Source organism: Pseudomonas sp. WJP1 (genome assembly GCF_028471945.1).
Classification (GTDB): Bacteria; Pseudomonadota; Gammaproteobacteria; order Pseudomonadales; family Pseudomonadaceae; genus Aquipseudomonas.
Window position 1 is genome coordinate 2,360,425 of the sequence record NZ_CP110128.1, and the last position, 14,994, is coordinate 2,375,418.

At 62.1% G+C, this 14,994-nt stretch carries 14 protein-coding genes; 4 read left to right on the plus strand and 10 right to left on the minus strand.

Going from position 1 to position 14,994, the window contains the following annotated elements:
* Positions 1-6: 6 nt before the first annotated feature.
* Positions 7-876 (minus strand): ABC transporter permease, encoded by an 870-nt coding sequence (locus tag OH720_RS10640; protein ID WP_272605563.1) that lies wholly within the window; start codon positions 874-876, stop codon positions 7-9.
* Positions 873-1,898, minus strand: a complete 1,026-nt coding sequence (locus OH720_RS10645; protein ID WP_272605564.1) for an ABC transporter ATP-binding protein — start codon at positions 1,896-1,898, stop codon at positions 873-875. Before OH720_RS10645 ends, OH720_RS10640 begins: the two co-directional genes overlap by 4 nt.
* A 243-nt stretch (positions 1,899-2,141) precedes the next feature.
* On the opposite strand from OH720_RS10645, the gene OH720_RS10650 reads away from it, so the two are divergent.
* Positions 2,142-2,978, plus strand: a complete 837-nt coding sequence (locus tag OH720_RS10650) for an IclR family transcriptional regulator (RefSeq protein WP_008057234.1) — start codon at positions 2,142-2,144, stop codon at positions 2,976-2,978.
* A 130-nt stretch (positions 2,979-3,108) separates the two neighbouring features.
* Here the strand turns inward: OH720_RS10650 and OH720_RS10655 are convergent, their stop codons facing one another.
* Positions 3,109-3,861: an anti-sigma factor family protein gene (locus OH720_RS10655; RefSeq protein WP_272605565.1), complete on the minus strand. Its 753-nt coding sequence runs from the start codon at positions 3,859-3,861 to the stop codon at positions 3,109-3,111.
* Entirely contained in the window at positions 3,858-4,364 is a 507-nt protein-coding gene (locus tag OH720_RS10660; protein ID WP_008057230.1) for an RNA polymerase sigma factor, read from the minus strand. Before OH720_RS10660 ends, OH720_RS10655 begins: the two co-directional genes overlap by 4 nt.
* A 158-nt stretch (positions 4,365-4,522) precedes the next feature.
* Here OH720_RS10660 and OH720_RS10665 point away from each other — a divergent pair, with 158 nt between their 5' ends.
* Both OH720_RS10665 and OH720_RS10670 read left to right on the plus strand, forming a co-directional pair.
* Positions 4,523-5,599 carry a catalase family peroxidase gene (locus tag OH720_RS10665; protein ID WP_272605566.1) on the plus strand — a complete coding sequence of 359 codons (1,077 nt, stop codon included), beginning with the start codon at positions 4,523-4,525 and terminating at the stop codon, positions 5,597-5,599.
* The gene (locus OH720_RS10670; RefSeq protein WP_272605567.1) at positions 5,596-6,141 is read left to right on the plus strand and encodes a cytochrome b; all 546 of its coding nucleotides are present in this window, start codon (positions 5,596-5,598) and stop codon (positions 6,139-6,141) included. The genes OH720_RS10665 and OH720_RS10670 overlap by 4 nt, the downstream gene beginning before the upstream one ends.
* A 179-nt stretch (positions 6,142-6,320) precedes the next feature.
* On the opposite strand, the gene OH720_RS10675 is transcribed toward OH720_RS10670, so the two are convergent.
* Both OH720_RS10675 and OH720_RS10680 read right to left on the minus strand, forming a co-directional pair.
* The gene (locus tag OH720_RS10675) at positions 6,321-7,469 is read right to left on the minus strand and encodes a M14 family metallopeptidase (RefSeq protein WP_272606432.1); all 1,149 of its coding nucleotides are present in this window, start codon (positions 7,467-7,469) and stop codon (positions 6,321-6,323) included.
* A 562-nt stretch (positions 7,470-8,031) separates the two neighbouring features.
* Positions 8,032-8,373, minus strand: coding sequence for a DUF6124 family protein (locus OH720_RS10680; RefSeq protein ID WP_272605568.1), 342 nt, complete (start codon positions 8,371-8,373; stop codon positions 8,032-8,034).
* Between the two features lie 129 nt (positions 8,374-8,502).
* On the opposite strand from OH720_RS10680, the gene OH720_RS10685 reads away from it, so the two are divergent.
* Positions 8,503-9,141 (plus strand): LexA family protein, encoded by a 639-nt coding sequence (locus OH720_RS10685; RefSeq protein WP_272605569.1) that lies wholly within the window; start codon positions 8,503-8,505, stop codon positions 9,139-9,141.
* Positions 9,142-9,180: 39 nt separating this feature from the next.
* On the opposite strand, the gene OH720_RS10690 is transcribed toward OH720_RS10685, so the two are convergent.
* The 4 genes from OH720_RS10690 to OH720_RS10705 all read right to left on the minus strand — a co-directional run bounded on the left by OH720_RS10690 (position 9,181) and on the right by OH720_RS10705 (position 14,880).
* A complete protein-coding gene (locus tag OH720_RS10690; RefSeq protein ID WP_272605570.1) occupies positions 9,181-11,136 on the minus strand; it encodes an acetyl/propionyl/methylcrotonyl-CoA carboxylase subunit alpha in 1,956 nt (651 codons plus the stop codon).
* Complete coding sequence (locus tag OH720_RS10695; RefSeq protein WP_272605571.1) at positions 11,136-11,951, minus strand: gamma-carboxygeranoyl-CoA hydratase; 816 nt, start codon at positions 11,949-11,951, stop codon at positions 11,136-11,138. Before OH720_RS10695 ends, OH720_RS10690 begins: the two co-directional genes overlap by 1 nt.
* A 145-nt stretch (positions 11,952-12,096) precedes the next feature.
* Complete coding sequence (locus OH720_RS10700) at positions 12,097-13,704, minus strand: carboxyl transferase domain-containing protein (RefSeq protein ID WP_272605572.1); 1,608 nt, start codon at positions 13,702-13,704, stop codon at positions 12,097-12,099.
* A 12-nt stretch (positions 13,705-13,716) separates the two neighbouring features.
* Positions 13,717-14,880: an isovaleryl-CoA dehydrogenase gene (locus OH720_RS10705; protein ID WP_008031893.1), complete on the minus strand. Its 1,164-nt coding sequence runs from the start codon at positions 14,878-14,880 to the stop codon at positions 13,717-13,719.
* Between the last annotated feature and the right edge of the window lie 114 nt (positions 14,881-14,994).

The following is a 14,994-nucleotide window of genomic DNA, read 5'->3' on the forward strand; positions in this document are numbered from 1 at the left end:
GGCGAATTATCCCAATGATTTCTTGTAGCGGCCTTCGATCATGCGGTTCCACGACAGCATGATCAGCAGGTTGATGAGCAGCAGGGCCACGGCGATGGCCGCGCCCATGGGCCAGTTGAGCTCCGACAGGTACTGGTCGTAGATCAGCGTGGCGACCATCTTCAGGCGACGCCCGCCGAGCAGGCCGGGAATCGCGAAGGAGCTGGCGGCAAGGCCGAACACGATCAGGGTGCCGGACAACACGCCGGGCATGACTTGCGGCAGGACTATTTTTCGAATCACCGTGAATTGGCTGGCGCCCAGGGACAGCGCGGCCTGTTCGGCGGCGGGGTCGAGCTTTTGCAGCGAGGTCCAGACCGGAATGATCATGAACGGCAGCATCACGTGGACCAGCGCAATCACCACCGCGAACGGCGTGTAGAGCAGCTTCACCGGCGAGCCGCCGAAGGCTTGCAGGGTCTGGTTGACCAGGCCGTCGGCACCGAGCAACAGGCTCCAGCCGAAGGCGCGCACCACCACTGAAATCAGCAGCGGGGTGAGGATCAGGATCAGGAAAATCGAGCGCCATGGGGTGCCCATGCGGCTGAGGATGTACGCCTCGGGCACGCCGATCAGTACGCAGAGCAAGGTGGTCAGGGCGCTGATCCACAACGTGCGCAGGAAGATTTCATAGAAGTAGGGATCCCCCAGCAGGCTGCCGTAGTGCTCGACCGTGAAAGCTTCGCCGTCGATCCCCGAGCTGTAGTCGAAGACGTTGAACGACAGGACCAACGTCAGCGCCAGGGGAATGAGCAGTAAACCGAGGTACAAGGCCAGGGCGGGTGCGGACAGCAGATACCCCTGGCGGCCCTGGCGGATGGCGGCGAGCGTACTCATGCCGTCACCTCGTCGATGCTCAGCACGCGCAACAGTGCCGCGTCCCAATCCAGGCCAACCGCTGTGCCTTCGTTCAAGGGTGCCGCGCCGTCGTTACGGCGGACCACGCAGAGTTCACCAAGGCTGGTCGAGACGCTATACAACCATTGGCTTCCGAGAAAGAAGCGGCTGCTGACCTTGCCTTGCAAGCGCCCATGGCCTGCCTCGCACAGATCGATTTTTTCCGGACGCAGGCTCAGGGTCAGTTCGCCGGCGCCATAGGTGCACACCTGAACCTCACCCGCCGTGTCGCGTTCACCGGGCAGCAGGTTGGCCTTGCCGACGAATCCGGAAATGAACTCGGTGCGCGGGTGTTCGTAGAGGGTGTAAGGGGCATCGATCTGGGTGATGCGCCCGGCCTGCATCACCACCACGCGGTCGCTGATCGACAGCGCTTCAGACTGGTCGTGGGTGACCATCAGCGTGGTGATCCCGACTTCGCGCTGGATGCGGCGGATCTCGAATTGCATCTCTTCACGCAGGTTGGCGTCGAGGTTGGACAGCGGCTCATCGAGTAGCAACACCGGCGGCTGGATCACCAGCGCCCGGGCCAGGGCAACACGTTGGCGTTGGCCGCCGGACAGCTCCCGCGGATAGCGCTCGGCGTGTTGGTTGAGGCGCACCAGCTTGAGCACCCGATCCACCCGTTGCGCAATCTCGGCGCCCGGCACCTTGCGCATGCGCAGGCCGAAGGCGACGTTGTCCTTGACGGTCATGTGCGGGAACAGCGCGTAACTCTGGAACACCACGCCCAGGCCCCGGCTGGCGGGCTTGGCGTGGGTGATGTCGCGCCCGTCGAGCACGATGCGCCCACTGGTGACTTCGACGAAACCGGCGATCATTTGCAGGGTAGTGGTCTTGCCGCACCCGGAAGGGCCGAGCAGGGAAACGAATTCGCCTTTCTCCACCGACAGGTCGGTGGCGACCACGGCGTCGATCTCACCGTAGCGTTTGCCGAGTTTTTCAAGTTGCACAAAAGCCATGACTGCGCCTCCACCGGGGATTGTTATGCGTCGCCAGAAGGCGCGCTTTTTTGTATGGGCAGATACGAAAGGTTGTTGCGGGGTGCGTTGGCGCTCGACTTGAGTCGGCTGCCGCTGTTGTTCGAATCGCCCCTGTGGACGCAGATTAGGACGAAGACTAGGATGGGCTCAATGGTCGATTTCACTGAGACGATGACTATTTTCAGTTTTATTCGATCAGTAAATTAATTGTCGAGAATTCACATGTCAGATTCCATTGAGCGGAATGAAAACAAAAACGAGGTCGGTGTCGGCGCCGTCTCAAGACTGTTTGCGGTGCTGCGTGCGTTGGGCGATACCGTCGAGGGCGGTGAGCGGGTGACACAATTGGCCCAGCACATAGGCCTGTCGCAACCGACCACTCACCGGTTGCTGCGCAGCCTGATGGACGAGGGCATGGTCGAGCAGGATGCGCGCAGTAAACGCTATCGCCTGAGCCTGGACTTTTTCGCCCTGGCCGCCCGCGCAGGTAACAGCGGCAACCTGCGTGAACTGGTGCGTCCGGCGCTGTTGCGGCTGTCGGCATCGTTGGGCGACTCGTTGTTCCTGCTGGCGCGCAGTGGCTTTGATGCGATCTGCCTGGACCGCAGCGAAGGGCCGTTTCCGATCCGCACCTTCACCGGTGATATCGGCGGGCGCGTGGCATTGGGGGTGGGCCAGGGCAGCCTGGCGATCCTGGCGTTCTTGCCAGAAGAGGAGCGCGATACGGTGATCCATTACAACTTGCCACGGCTCAAGGATTTCCATCTGTATGACGAGGTGTTCCTGCGTTCGGAAGTCGAGAACGTGCGCAAGCTCGGTTACGCCGGGCGCAACACCGGTGTTTTACAGGGCATGGCCGGGGTGGCGGTGCCGATACTGGATCGTGAAGGGCGCGCGGTGGCGGCGTTGAGCGTGGCGACCGTGAGTGATCGGCTTGGCCCGGACCGCTTGCCGACGGTGGTGGAGATGCTCAAGCGCGAAGCAGCGCTGATCGGGCCGCGGATCAATCCGTTTGATCCGTTGTTGCGGCGGCCTTCGCAGGTGTTTGGGCAGGGTTGAGATTTACTAGAACACACCAATCTCCTGTAGGAGTGAGCCTGCTCGCGATGACGGTCTTACTGTCACTGAAATATTGCCTGACAGACCGCTATCGCGAGCAGGCTCACTCCTACAGGGGGTGGTGGTGTGATCAGAATTTGGTGGTTTGCCTGAGCATCTGTGCCGCCGGCGTATCCGTCGGGCTGACCATCGCGTAGTTGTACCCGCCCCCCGACCAATACTCAGCCTGCAAGCCTCCATCACTGCGACTGCCCCTGGGCAGCAGATAGTTTTTCGGTCCCGGCGGGCGCACGTAAAAACTGATTTTCTGCCCGCGTAGGTCCTCGTAGACCACCATCGCCGCCGGCCCTTGCTCAGTGCTGAGCAAGCGCCCGCTGGCCGGTTTGAAGCCTGCGCCCGACAAATCAGGCAGGCGATTGGCCTGGGTGAAATAACGGTCGAGCCAGCCCTGCATGTCACCGTCGTCGCCCGCCTTGTAGTCGGCCGGCAATAGTCCCTGCTCGGCAATCAGACGATAAGCCTGCATGGCATCGGCCATCGGTTGCGCTGCGCTGAGGAGGGTCATTTCCCGGGCCTGCCAGCCGCTGACCCCACCGATGCTGACGGCGATCAGCAATACCGCGGCGCTGGCCAGGTGGCGTCGGGACTGGCTCCTTAAGCGTCGGCGGATCTGCACAGGATCGAGGTCCGGATTGTCCGGTTGCCGCAAGGCACCACTCAGGGCAGCACGCAGTTGTTGGGCGTCCTGCTGCCAGGCACGGACTTGTGCGGAAATTTCCGGGTTACTGGCCAGGAAAGTCTCCACCAGACGCCGGTCTTCCTCGCCGAGCTGATGGTCGACGTAGGCGTGCAGGTCGCGCTCGCTGGGGGGCATGCTGATCATTTGAGTCTCCGCAGGGCAGGGCGGTTGATTTCGCCATCGCTGAGTTGGCGCAGGGCCTGGCGGGCCCGGGACAGGCGGGACATCACGGTACCGGTGGGCACGTCGAGAATCTCGGCGACCTCTTTGTAACTCAGGCCCTCAACCGACACCCACAGCAGCAGCGCGCGCTGTTCAGTGGGCAGCTGATCGAAGGCATTGAGGGTCGATTGCGCGATCACGGTTCGCTCCACCGAAGGCTGCGCATCGTCGCGTCCGGTGAAGAATTCGAGCATTCGCGCGTAGCGTCGGGTACGGCGGTGAGCATCGAGAAACTGTCGATAAAGTATCGAGAACAACCAGGCGCGCAGGTCGCCTTCGACACGTTTGTCGCCCCAACTCGACAGCGCACGCTCCAGGCACGACTGCACCAGGTCGTCGGCGCTGCTCGGATTGCGCGTCAGCGATACGGCGAAGCGGCGCAACCTGGGAATGATTTCTCGCAGTTGTTCGTCGATATCGTTCATGAATTTCTGGTTACTCACTACGCTTTGAACCAGGAAGACGCTTGGCGTGGGAGGTTATTCCACACCCGGAAAAATAAATACCGGGCGATGGAATAAATCGCCGCGAGGTTCGTCTGCCTGATTCTTCTCACTTGTGGCCGATGGCCCTGGAGTCTTTCATGGTAGATCGATCATCACCGCCACCCTTGAGTGCCGCGAGCCTGACGTTGCGTCTGGCCGGCATTGCCGTGGTCGTGGCCGCATTGGCCGGGGCGTTTGCCTACGTCAACGGCACCTTTGACCCACAGCGCCTAACCCCGAAAAAGCTGGTCAATGTGCTGGAAACCAACAACGGCGTGCATCCTGGATTTCGCCGCAACCACGCCAAAGGTGTGTGCGTGATCGGCCATTTCGAAAGCAGTGGCGAGGCTCGCAGTTATTCCACCGCACAGGTGTTCAACGAGGCGCGTACGCCGGTGGTGGGTCGTTTCGCGTTGCCGGCGGGTAATCCCTACGCGCCAGACAGCGCGGTGCCGATCCGCAGCTTGGCGTTGCGCTTCACCCAGGCCAACGGCCAGCAATGGCGCACCGGGATGAACAGCATGCCGGTGTTCCCGGTGGGCACGCCAGATGCGTTCTATCAATTGCAGCAAGCCCAGTCACCGGTGCCCGCTACCGGTAAACCGGACCCCGCGGCGGTGCCGGCGTTCTTCGGTTCGCACCCGGAAGCCGCGCCGTTTTTGGCCTGGATCAAGACTGCCAAGCCTTCGGCCAGCTACGTGACGGAAACCTACAACAGCGTCAATGCATTCTATCTGGTCAACGCCTCCGGACAGCGCCAAGCGGTGCGCTGGAGCATGGCGCCGCTGGTTCAGGACGCACCTGGCGCCACGGCACCGCAGGGCAGTGATTTCCTCGAGAAAGACCTGGTTCAGCGCATCGCCGCGGGCCCGCTGCGCTTTCAATTGAACATCACCCTGGCCAACCCCGGTGATCCGGTCAACGACGCCAGCAAGGCCTGGCCCGACGGGCGCAAGGTGTTGAACGCAGGCACCCTGGTTCTTGAAAGCACCCAGCCGCAACTCAGCGGTGAGTGCCGCGACATCAACTATGACCCGCTGGTACTCCCTGCCGGCATCGAAGGTTCCGACGACCCGCTGCTCAGCGCTCGTTCAGCCGGTTACGCCAATTCCTACCTGCGTCGCACCAGCGAAGTCAGCCAGTTGCCCGCCGCCAAACAGGAGGTCCAGCAATGAGCACTCAACCGAACCACTTCGCTCCATTGGCGCGTCTGCTGCACTGGCTGATGGCGCTGATGATCATCGCCATGCTGTTTATCGGCGCAGGCATGGTCGCCTCGGTGTCCGAGCGTCATGAATGGCTGATTCACCTGCACAAGCCGTTAGGCGTGGCGATTCTGTTGCTGGTGATCGTGCGACTGCTCGTGCGTTTCTCCACGCAGCAGCCACCGCTGCCCGCCGACCTGCCGGGTTGGCAAGCGCTGGCGGCCAAGGCGTCCCATGTGCTGCTGTACGCCTTGATGCTGGTTTTGCCGTTATTGGGCTGGGCAATGATTTCAGCGTCGGGCGAACCGGTGATGCTCAGCAGCTCATTGCAGTTGCCGTCGATTGTGCCGGCGAATGCGCAAGTGTTCGCGTTCCTGCGCAAGGCGCATGGGTATCTGGCGTATCTGCTATTTCTGACGGTGCTGCTGCATCTGGCCGCGGCGTTGTTTCATGGTTGGGTGCGGCGCGATGAGGTGCTGGACAGCATGTTGCGAGGCAAAGACCACCCTTAGAAGCAAGCGGTGCGGCGAACCAGGCGCTGCGCTGCACCTGTCGCACCGCGTTATCGTTCTTCGCTTGTAGGAGCCAGGCTTGCCGGCGAACCAGACGCTGCGGTCTGTCTGTAGCACCGCGTCATCGTTCTTCGCCGGCAAGCCTGGCTCCTACAGGCGAACCAAGCAGTGCAGCGCAATCAGCGCAAGGTATCGACCATATCGGCAACCGTGGTCAACACATCCTTGCCCAACTGCTTCGACCGTTTCCCCGACCACCCGGTCAACGGGTTCGGATGGTCGTCGTGATCCTTGAAGGGCATTTCCAGGGTCAACGACAGGCAGTCGTACTTCTGGCCGACGCTGTTGCACGCCAGGGTCATGTTCGCCTGGCCCGGTTCGTCGCGGGTGTAGCCGTGCTTGGTCTGGAAGTCTTTGGTGGTGTGTTTCAGATGGCTGCGGAAGTGTTCTTCGAGCTCGGCGATCCGTGGCGTGTAACCTGGATTGCCTTCGCAACCGGCGGTGAACACGTGGGGGATTTCCTCGTCACCATGGATGTCGAGGAACAGGTCGACGCCGTACTGTTCCATTTGCTGCTGGACGAAAAAGACTTCCGGGCTGAGCTCCTGGCTGGCGCTCTGCCAGGCGCGGTTCAGGTCCTGGCCCATGGCGTTGGTGCGCAGGTGACCGTGGAAGGCACCGTCCGGGTTCATGTTCGGCACCAGGTACAGGTCGGCGCTGGCCAGCAATTTGTTCAACACCGGGTCGTCGTGTTTTTCCAGGCGCTCGATCACACCTTCCATGAACCACTCAGCCATGTGTTCGCCGGGATGTTGCTGGGCGATGATCCACACCTTGCGCTGGCCTTCGGCGCCGGTACCTTTGCGCAGCAGCTGGATGTCACGACCTTCGACGCTCTTGCCGGTGGCCAGCAGTTCGGTGCCGGCCTTGGTCAGTGCCTGCTCGATCAGCCAGTCATGGCGGCCACGGCTGTAGGGTTCGAAGTAGGCAAACCAGGCGTGGGTCTGTTCAGCTTCGAGGCTGAAACGCAGGCAGTCGCCCTCGAAAATGGTTGGCACACGGAACCAGTTGACGTGGTCGTAGGACGCCACCGCCTGGTAACCGGTCCAGGCCTTGTTGTACGAGGACTGGCTGGCATTGTTCAGACGAAACCAGTGGTCCTGGCCGACATGCAGGCCGCTGGCCTTGAAGTGGAACCATTGAAAATGGTTGCTTTTGGTGTCGGGGCGGATGGCCAGCAGGGGTTTGAGCGGGTCGCTGACATCGATGACCTGGATGTTGCCGCTGTCGAAGTTGGCACTGATGTCGAGAGTTTTAGCCACGGTCAGGGTTCCTGATTGAGATTTTTATGGCGGCTACTTTACACGCAAGCGTAGAGGGCTGGCAGCGCAGATAAAACGTTTCACCGGTTGCCATGAAACTCCAGGCGATGCTGTTCGACGAACCCTCTCGGTTTCGGTATTCGGCGTGGTGTTAACTGGGGGGCGGGGCGGGGGGCGTCCTCCTTGACGCCGTCGCAGCTTAGAGATTATGCGATTGATTCTCAAGTGCTATTTGCCATTAGTTTGCCCCAATGGCTTAAGGCTTCTCTTGCCAACTAACATTGTTTTGATATGATCCGCGCCATCGAATTTGCGGCACATCAAGACTTCATTAGCCTGAAGCCATAAGCCAGAAAACTGGCAAAAAAAGACCCGGCAAAAAGCCGGGTCAAAAACCGTGATTAGCCTGATGAGGAGATAGTCCAGGAGACCGACCTAAGGTCACCTGGTCCATCGACTGATCTCGCGACCAGCTGATGCAATAATAATCATTCTCGTTTGCAAGTCAAACAATTTTGCCTGCGCGTCGGGAAAATTCTTTCCCGTCCTTCTGTTCAGCACCCTCCACCTAGCCATTCTTGCCGCCCTCCAGGGAGCGGTTCACCATGGCCTTTGCCATGTCGATCATATGCACGGTCGAGAGCGCCAGGTCCCGATGCGCACCATGCAGGTGGTTGGCTGACTCGTAGGCGGTGGCGGCTGCACAACGCAGTAGCCCTGAAGCATGCACCAGGGCTTCCTCGATGCCGATGTTACGGTTTACGTCAAAGAGTTGCGCTTGTACCGCTTCCTCTGCAACAGCTGGTTTCAAGTAGTAATCCAGCGCTCGCTGTGCGGCGGCAGAACCCTGGGGTGAGTTGAGGGACGTATCGATTTGTATGTCGGGCAAGTCGTTGCTGGGTGGATTCATGGTCAAGGCGTGCTCCGTGATAAATTCAGATCCGTGAATCCATCCTAATACGTTATGTATTTATGACAATTGTATTAATACTACATTTTGTGTTTTGTCGGGCGAGGCTCGCCACGTATCGTGCCGCACATGGATAAATGGATAGCCTTGGTCAAGGCCAAGATGAGTGAACTCAAGATCACTCAGGAAATACTCGCCGACCGCCTCGGAATGTCCCAGGGTGGCATCGGGCATTGGCTGACCAAACGTCGTCAGCCCGGCATCGACGACATGAATCGTGTGCTGCAGGCCCTGGGCCTGGATTTTCTCGAAGTGGCGCTGGTGATTCGCGAGCCTGGGGAGGAACAGGATGACGAGGTTTGCCTGACGCAAAAGTACAACCCGTACTTTCGCTATCCGGTCAGTGATTGGCGGGACACCGCGCAGGTGCGCGATGGAGAGCGGGCGCCGTACCGGTTCGAACTGTCCGACTACCACGCCCGGGGCGCGGCGTTCTGGCTGACGGTGGTTGGCGATGCCATGACCGCACCCAGCGGCCCCAGCGTTGCCGAGGGCATGTTGATCCTGGTGGACCCGGATGTGGACGCGGTGCCGGGCAAGCTGGTGATCGCGCAATGGCCCGACAGCAGCGAGGCGATTTTTCGCAAGTTGAGCGAAGAGGGCGGGCAGCGTTACCTGGTCCCGCTCAATCCGACCTATCCGAAAAGCCTGTTCACCGACGAGTGCCGAATCATCGGCGTGGTGGTCCAGGCGACCGTCAAGTTCTAGCCAGGCCGGCCCGCGCCATGCGCGGGACTGGCCTGCCTGTCAGGCTTCTTCCAGTTCGACCAGTGCACTGCCTTCGCCGACCATCTCGCCTTCCTGGCAATACAGCGCCTTGATCACGCCGGCGTGGGGCGCGCGGATGCTGTGCTCCATCTTCATGGCCTCCAGCACCACCAGTTGCGCCCCGGCCTCGACCGTTTGCCCGGCCTCCACCAGCACCCGCACGATGCTGCCGTTCATGGGGGCGGTGAGCCCGCCGTGATGGGCGTGGCTGGCTTCAACGGCGGTGATCGGGTCGTAGGTCTCGATGCGGCGCAGTTCGCCTTCCCATTGCAGGTAGACAAAATCGCCACGACGGATCGCCCGGTGCTGGCGACGCACTCCCTCGTGCTCGGTCAGCAAGTACTCGCCTGTGAGCCGAGCGCTGTGGGACTGGGGGTTGCCCAGCGTCAACGCGCGGTCCTGGCCCTCGCAACTTAGGTGCAGGGTGATTTGCGCGGGCAGGCCGGCGCGCAGGCCGTTGCCGATGGCCCATGGCGAGCTCGGGTCATCGCTGCGCGACGGGCTGTGCAGGCTCTGGGCGAAGGCCTGGGCGGCGGCTTGCCAGAACTCGTCGCTGAGCGCCGCAGGCTGTGGCAGCAGCTGTTCCTGGTAACGGGGAATGAACCCGGTATCGAGCTCGGCCTGGGCAAACGCCGGATGGCCGATGATGCGCCGCAGGAAATTGATGTTGGTCTTGAGCCCGCCGATGGCGAATTCATCGAGCATGGCCAGCAGGCGCAAGCGCGCCTGTTCGCGGTCCTCGCCCCAGGCAATCAGCTTGCCGAGCATCGGGTCGTAGAAGGGCGAAATCTCATCGCCTTCCTCGACGCCGCTGTCCACGCGGCGACCCGCACCCGGCGCGGATTCGCGATACAGCTCCAGGCGACCGGTCGCCGGCAGGAAGTCGTTACTCGGGTCCTCGGCATAGAGCCGCACTTCAATCGCATGGCCGTTCAACGGCACCTGATCCTGGGTCATCGGCAAGGCTTCGCCGCGGGCCACGCGGATCTGCCAGGCCACCAGGTCGAGGCCGGTGATGGCTTCGGTCACCGGGTGTTCAACCTGCAGGCGCGTGTTCATCTCCATGAAGAAGAACTCGCCGCGGGCATCCAGCAGGAATTCCACGGTGCCGGCACCGACGTAACCGATGGCCTGCGCCGAACGCACGGCCGCTTCGCCCATGGCGCGACGCAGTTCAGGGCTCAGGCCGGGCGCCGGCGCTTCTTCGACGACTTTCTGGTGCCGACGCTGAATCGAGCAGTCGCGTTCATTGAGGTACAGGCAGTTGCCGTGTTGATCGGCGAACACCTGGATCTCTACGTGGCGGGGTTTGAGCAGGTACTTCTCCACCAGCATCCGCGAATCGCCGAACGACGATTGCGCCTCACGTTGCGCCGAGGCCAGGGCTTCGGCCAACTGGCTGACGTCCTCGACCACTTTCATGCCCTTGCCGCCGCCACCGGCCGTGGCCTTGAGCAGCACCGGGTAGCCGATGCGTTCGCAGGCATCGCGGAAGGTCTCGAGGTCCTGGGCTTCACCGTGATAGCCCGGTACAAGTGGCACGCCAGCGGTTTCCATCAAGGCCTTGGCCGCGGACTTGCTGCCCATGGCGTCGATGGCCGAGGCGGGTGGACCGAGGAAGATCAGGCCGGCGGCTTCGATGGCGCGGGCGAACCCGGCGTTCTCGGACAGGAAGCCGTAGCCGGGATGGATCGCCTGGGCACCGCTGGCCTTGGCGGCAGCGATCAGCTTGTCGATTTGCAGGTAACTGTCGGCGGCCTTGCTGCCGCCGAGGTCGACACGGATATCGGCTTCACGGCTGTGCCGGGCATCACGGTCGGTGGCGCTGTGCACGGCCACGGTGGTCAGGCCCAGGGCCTTGGCGGTGCGCATCACCCGGCAGGCGATTTCGCCGCGGTTGGCCACCAGCAGGGTAGTGAGGACAGGTGCGCTCATCAACGCGGCTCCTTGGTGGTGGTTGCGGCTTGCCAGCTCGGCGGACGTTTTTGCAGAAAGGCGCGCAGGCCTTCCTGGCCTTCGGGACTGACGCGGATGCGGGCGATGGCGTTCTCGGTGTAGCGACGCAGGGACGGGGTCAGCGTGCCGTCGCCGACTTCACGCAGCAAGTCCTTGCTGGCGCGCATGGCGGCCGGGCTGTTGAGCAGCAGGTTGTCGATCCATTGCTCGATTTTCTGTTCCAGCTCGGCCGTCGGGTAACTCTCCGACAACAGGCCGAGTTCCCGGGCCCGTTGCCCGCCGAAACGCTCGGCGGTCAAGGCGTAACGGCGCGCGGCGCGCTCGCCCATGGCTTGCACCACGAACGGGCTGATTACGGCCGGCGCCAGGCCGATACGCACTTCCGACAGGCAGAACTGCGCGTCATCGGCGCCGATGGCCATGTCACAGCAACTGATCAGGCCCAGGGCACCGCCAAACGCCGCGCCTTGCACCACGGCCAGGGTCGGAATTTTCAGCTTGGCGAGGTTGTACATCAACTCCGCCAGCTCGCGGGCGTCGTCGAGGTTGGTGGCGTAATCGAGTTCGGCCGATTGCTGCATCCAGGCCAGGTCGGCGCCCGCACTGAAGTGCTTGCCGCGGCCACGCACCAGCAGGAAACGCAGGTTGGCATCGCTCGCGACCTTGTCCAGGGCGAGGATCAGTTCGCGGATCATCTGGGCATTGAACGCGTTGTTCTTTTCTTCACGGCTGAGCCACAGCGTGGCAAAGCCACGGGGGTCGGTCAGCAGTTCGAGGGTGTTGAAGTCGCTCATATTCATCCGTCTCCACAACTCAACTCGTTCCCTGTAGGAGCGAGGCTTGCCCGCGAAGGTAGCGCCGCGGTGTATTTATTGCACCGCGTTATGCCTGTTCGCGGGCAAGTCGGAACGCCGCCCGCTCGCTCCTACAGGTTCGAGATCACATCCGGAACACGCCGAAGCGGCTCGGTTCGATTGGCGCGTTCAACGACGCGGACAAGGCCAGTGCCAGGACGTCGCGGGTCTGGGCCGGGTCGATGACGCCGTCGTCCCACAAGCGAGCGCTGGAATAGTAAGGGTGGCCCTGTTCTTCATACTGATCGAGGATCGGTTGCTTGATCTCGGCTTCCTGCTCGGCGCTGAAACCATGACCACCGCGCTCGGCCTGCTCGCGCTTGACCTGCACCAGCACGCCGGCCGCCTGTTCGGCACCCATCACGCCGATGCGCGCGTTCGGCCACATCCACAGGAAGCGCGGATCGTAGGCCCGACCACACATGCCGTAGTTGCCGGCACCGAAGCTGCCGCCGATGATCACGGTGAACTTCGGCACCTTGGCGCAGGCCACGGCGGTCACCAGTTTCGCGCCGTGCTTGGCGATGCCGCCGGCTTCGTATTTCTGGCCGACCATGAAACCGGTGATGTTCTGCAGGAACAGCAGCGGGATGCCGCGCTGACAGGCCAGCTCGATGAAGTGCGCGCCTTTCTGTGCCGCTTCGGCGAACAGGATGCCGTTGTTGGCCAGGATCGCGATCGGGTAACCGTGCAGGTAGGCAAAACCGCACACCAGCGTGGTCCCGAACAAGGCCTTGAACTCGTCGAACACCGAACCGTCCACCAGCCGCGCGATGACTTCGCGCACGTCGAACGGTTGCTTGGCATCGGCCGGTACGATGCCGTACAGCTCGTCGCTGGCATACAGTGGGGCGATCGGCGTGCGTTGCTGCACTTCACCCTGCTTGTGCCAGTTGAGATTGGCGACGCTGCGGCGGGCAATGGCCAACGCGTGTTCATCGCTCTCGGCGTAATGATCGGCCACACCGGAAATCTTGCAGTGCACATCGGCCCCGCCCAGGTCTTCGGCGCTGACCACTTCGCCGGTCGCGGCTTTCACCAGTGGCGGGCCGGCGAGGAAGATGGTCGCTTGCTCGCGCACCATGATGGCCTCGTCGGCCATGGCCGGCACATAGGCGCCGCCCGCGGTGCAAGAGCCCATGACCACGGCGATCTGCGGGATGCCCTGGGCGCTCATGTTGGCCTGGTTGAAGAAGATCCGCCCGAAGTGCTCACGGTCCGGAAACACTTCATCCTGGCGCGGCAGGTTGGCGCCGCCGGAATCCACCAGGTAGATGCAGGGCAGGCGATTCTGTTGGGCGATGGTCTGCGCGCGCAGGTGCTTTTTCACCGTCAGCGGGTAGTAGGAACCACCTTTCACCGTGGCATCGTTGGCGACGATCATGCATTCGACGCCTTCCACGCGACCGATCCCGGCAATCACGCCAGCGGCGGGAACGTCTTCGCCGTACACCTCGTAGGCCGCCAGTTGGCTGATCTCCAGAAACGGCGAACCCGGGTCGAGCAGGCGGTTGATGCGCTCGCGGGGCAGCAGTTTGCCCCGGGAGGTGTGGCGTTCTTGCGCTTTCGGGCCGCCACCTTGTGCCACTTGGGCCAGCAGGGTGTGCAGGGCGTCGACCTGTTTGAGCATCGCCGCGCTGTTGGTCGCGAACTCCGCCGAACGGGGGTTGAGCTGGGTATGCAGGATAGCCATGGACAGCTCCGTTTAGCGGGTTTCGTTGAACAGTTCGCGGCCGATCAGCATGCGACGGATCTCACTGGTGCCCGCGCCGATTTCGTACAGCTTGGCGTCACGCAGCAGGCGACCTGCCGGGAATTCGTTGATGTAGCCGTTGCCACCGAGAATCTGGATCGCGTCGAGGGCCATTTGCGTGGCGCGCTCGGCGCTGTAGAGGATCACGCCGGCGGCGTCCTTGCGGGTGGTTTCGCCGCGCTCACAGGCCTGGGCCACGGCGTACAGGTAGGCGCGGCTGGCATTGAGCTGGGTGTACATGTCGGCGACCTTGCCCTGGATCAGCTGGAACTCGCCGATGCTCTGGCCGAACTGCTTGCGGTCGTGGATGTACGGCACGATCAGGTCCATGCAGGCCTGCATGATCCCGGTCGGGCCGCCGGAGAGTACGACGCGCTCATAGTCGAGGCCGCTCATCAATACCTTCACGCCGCCGTTGAGTACGCCGAGGATGTTCTCTTCTGGCACTTCCACGTCATCGAAGAACAGCTCGCAGGTGTTCGAGCCGCGCATGCCGAGCTTGTCGAACTTGTTGCTGCGGCTGAAGCCTTTCCAGTCGCGCTCGACGATGAAGGCGGTGATGCCGTGCGGGCCTTTTTCCAGATCGGTCTTGGCGTAGATCACATAGGTGTTGGCGTCCGGACCGTTGGTGATCCAGGTCTTGCTGCCGTTGAGCACGTAGTGATCGCCGCGTTTGTCGGCACGCAACTTCATCGAGACCACGTCGGAACCGGCGTTCGGCTCACTCATGGCCAGGGCGCCGATGTGTTCGCCGCTGATCAGCTTCGGCAGGTATTTGGATTTCTGTTCGTGGTTGCCATTGCGGTTGATCTGGTTGACGCAGAGGTTGGAGTGCGCGCCATAGGACAGGGCCACAGAGGCCGAGCCACGGCTGATTTCTTCCATCGCGACCACGTGCGCCAGGTAACCCAGGCCGGCACCGCCGTACTCTTCCGGCACGGTAATGCCCAGCAGGCCCATGTCGCCGAATTTGCGCCACAGGTCAGCGGGGAACAGGTTGTCGATGTCGATCTGGGCGGCGCGCGGGGCGATCTCCTTGGCGACGAAGGACTGGACCTGATCGCGCAGCATGTCGATGGTTTCACCGAGGGCAAAGTTCAGGGATGGGTAGCTCATGGGTCACCTTTTGGCTTTTTTGTTGGGCGGGGAGGGCAGTGGTTCGGCTCTCACCTTTACGTTAACGTAAACCTGTGACGAAAGGCTGTCAATCGCCCTTTACGTTAACGTCAA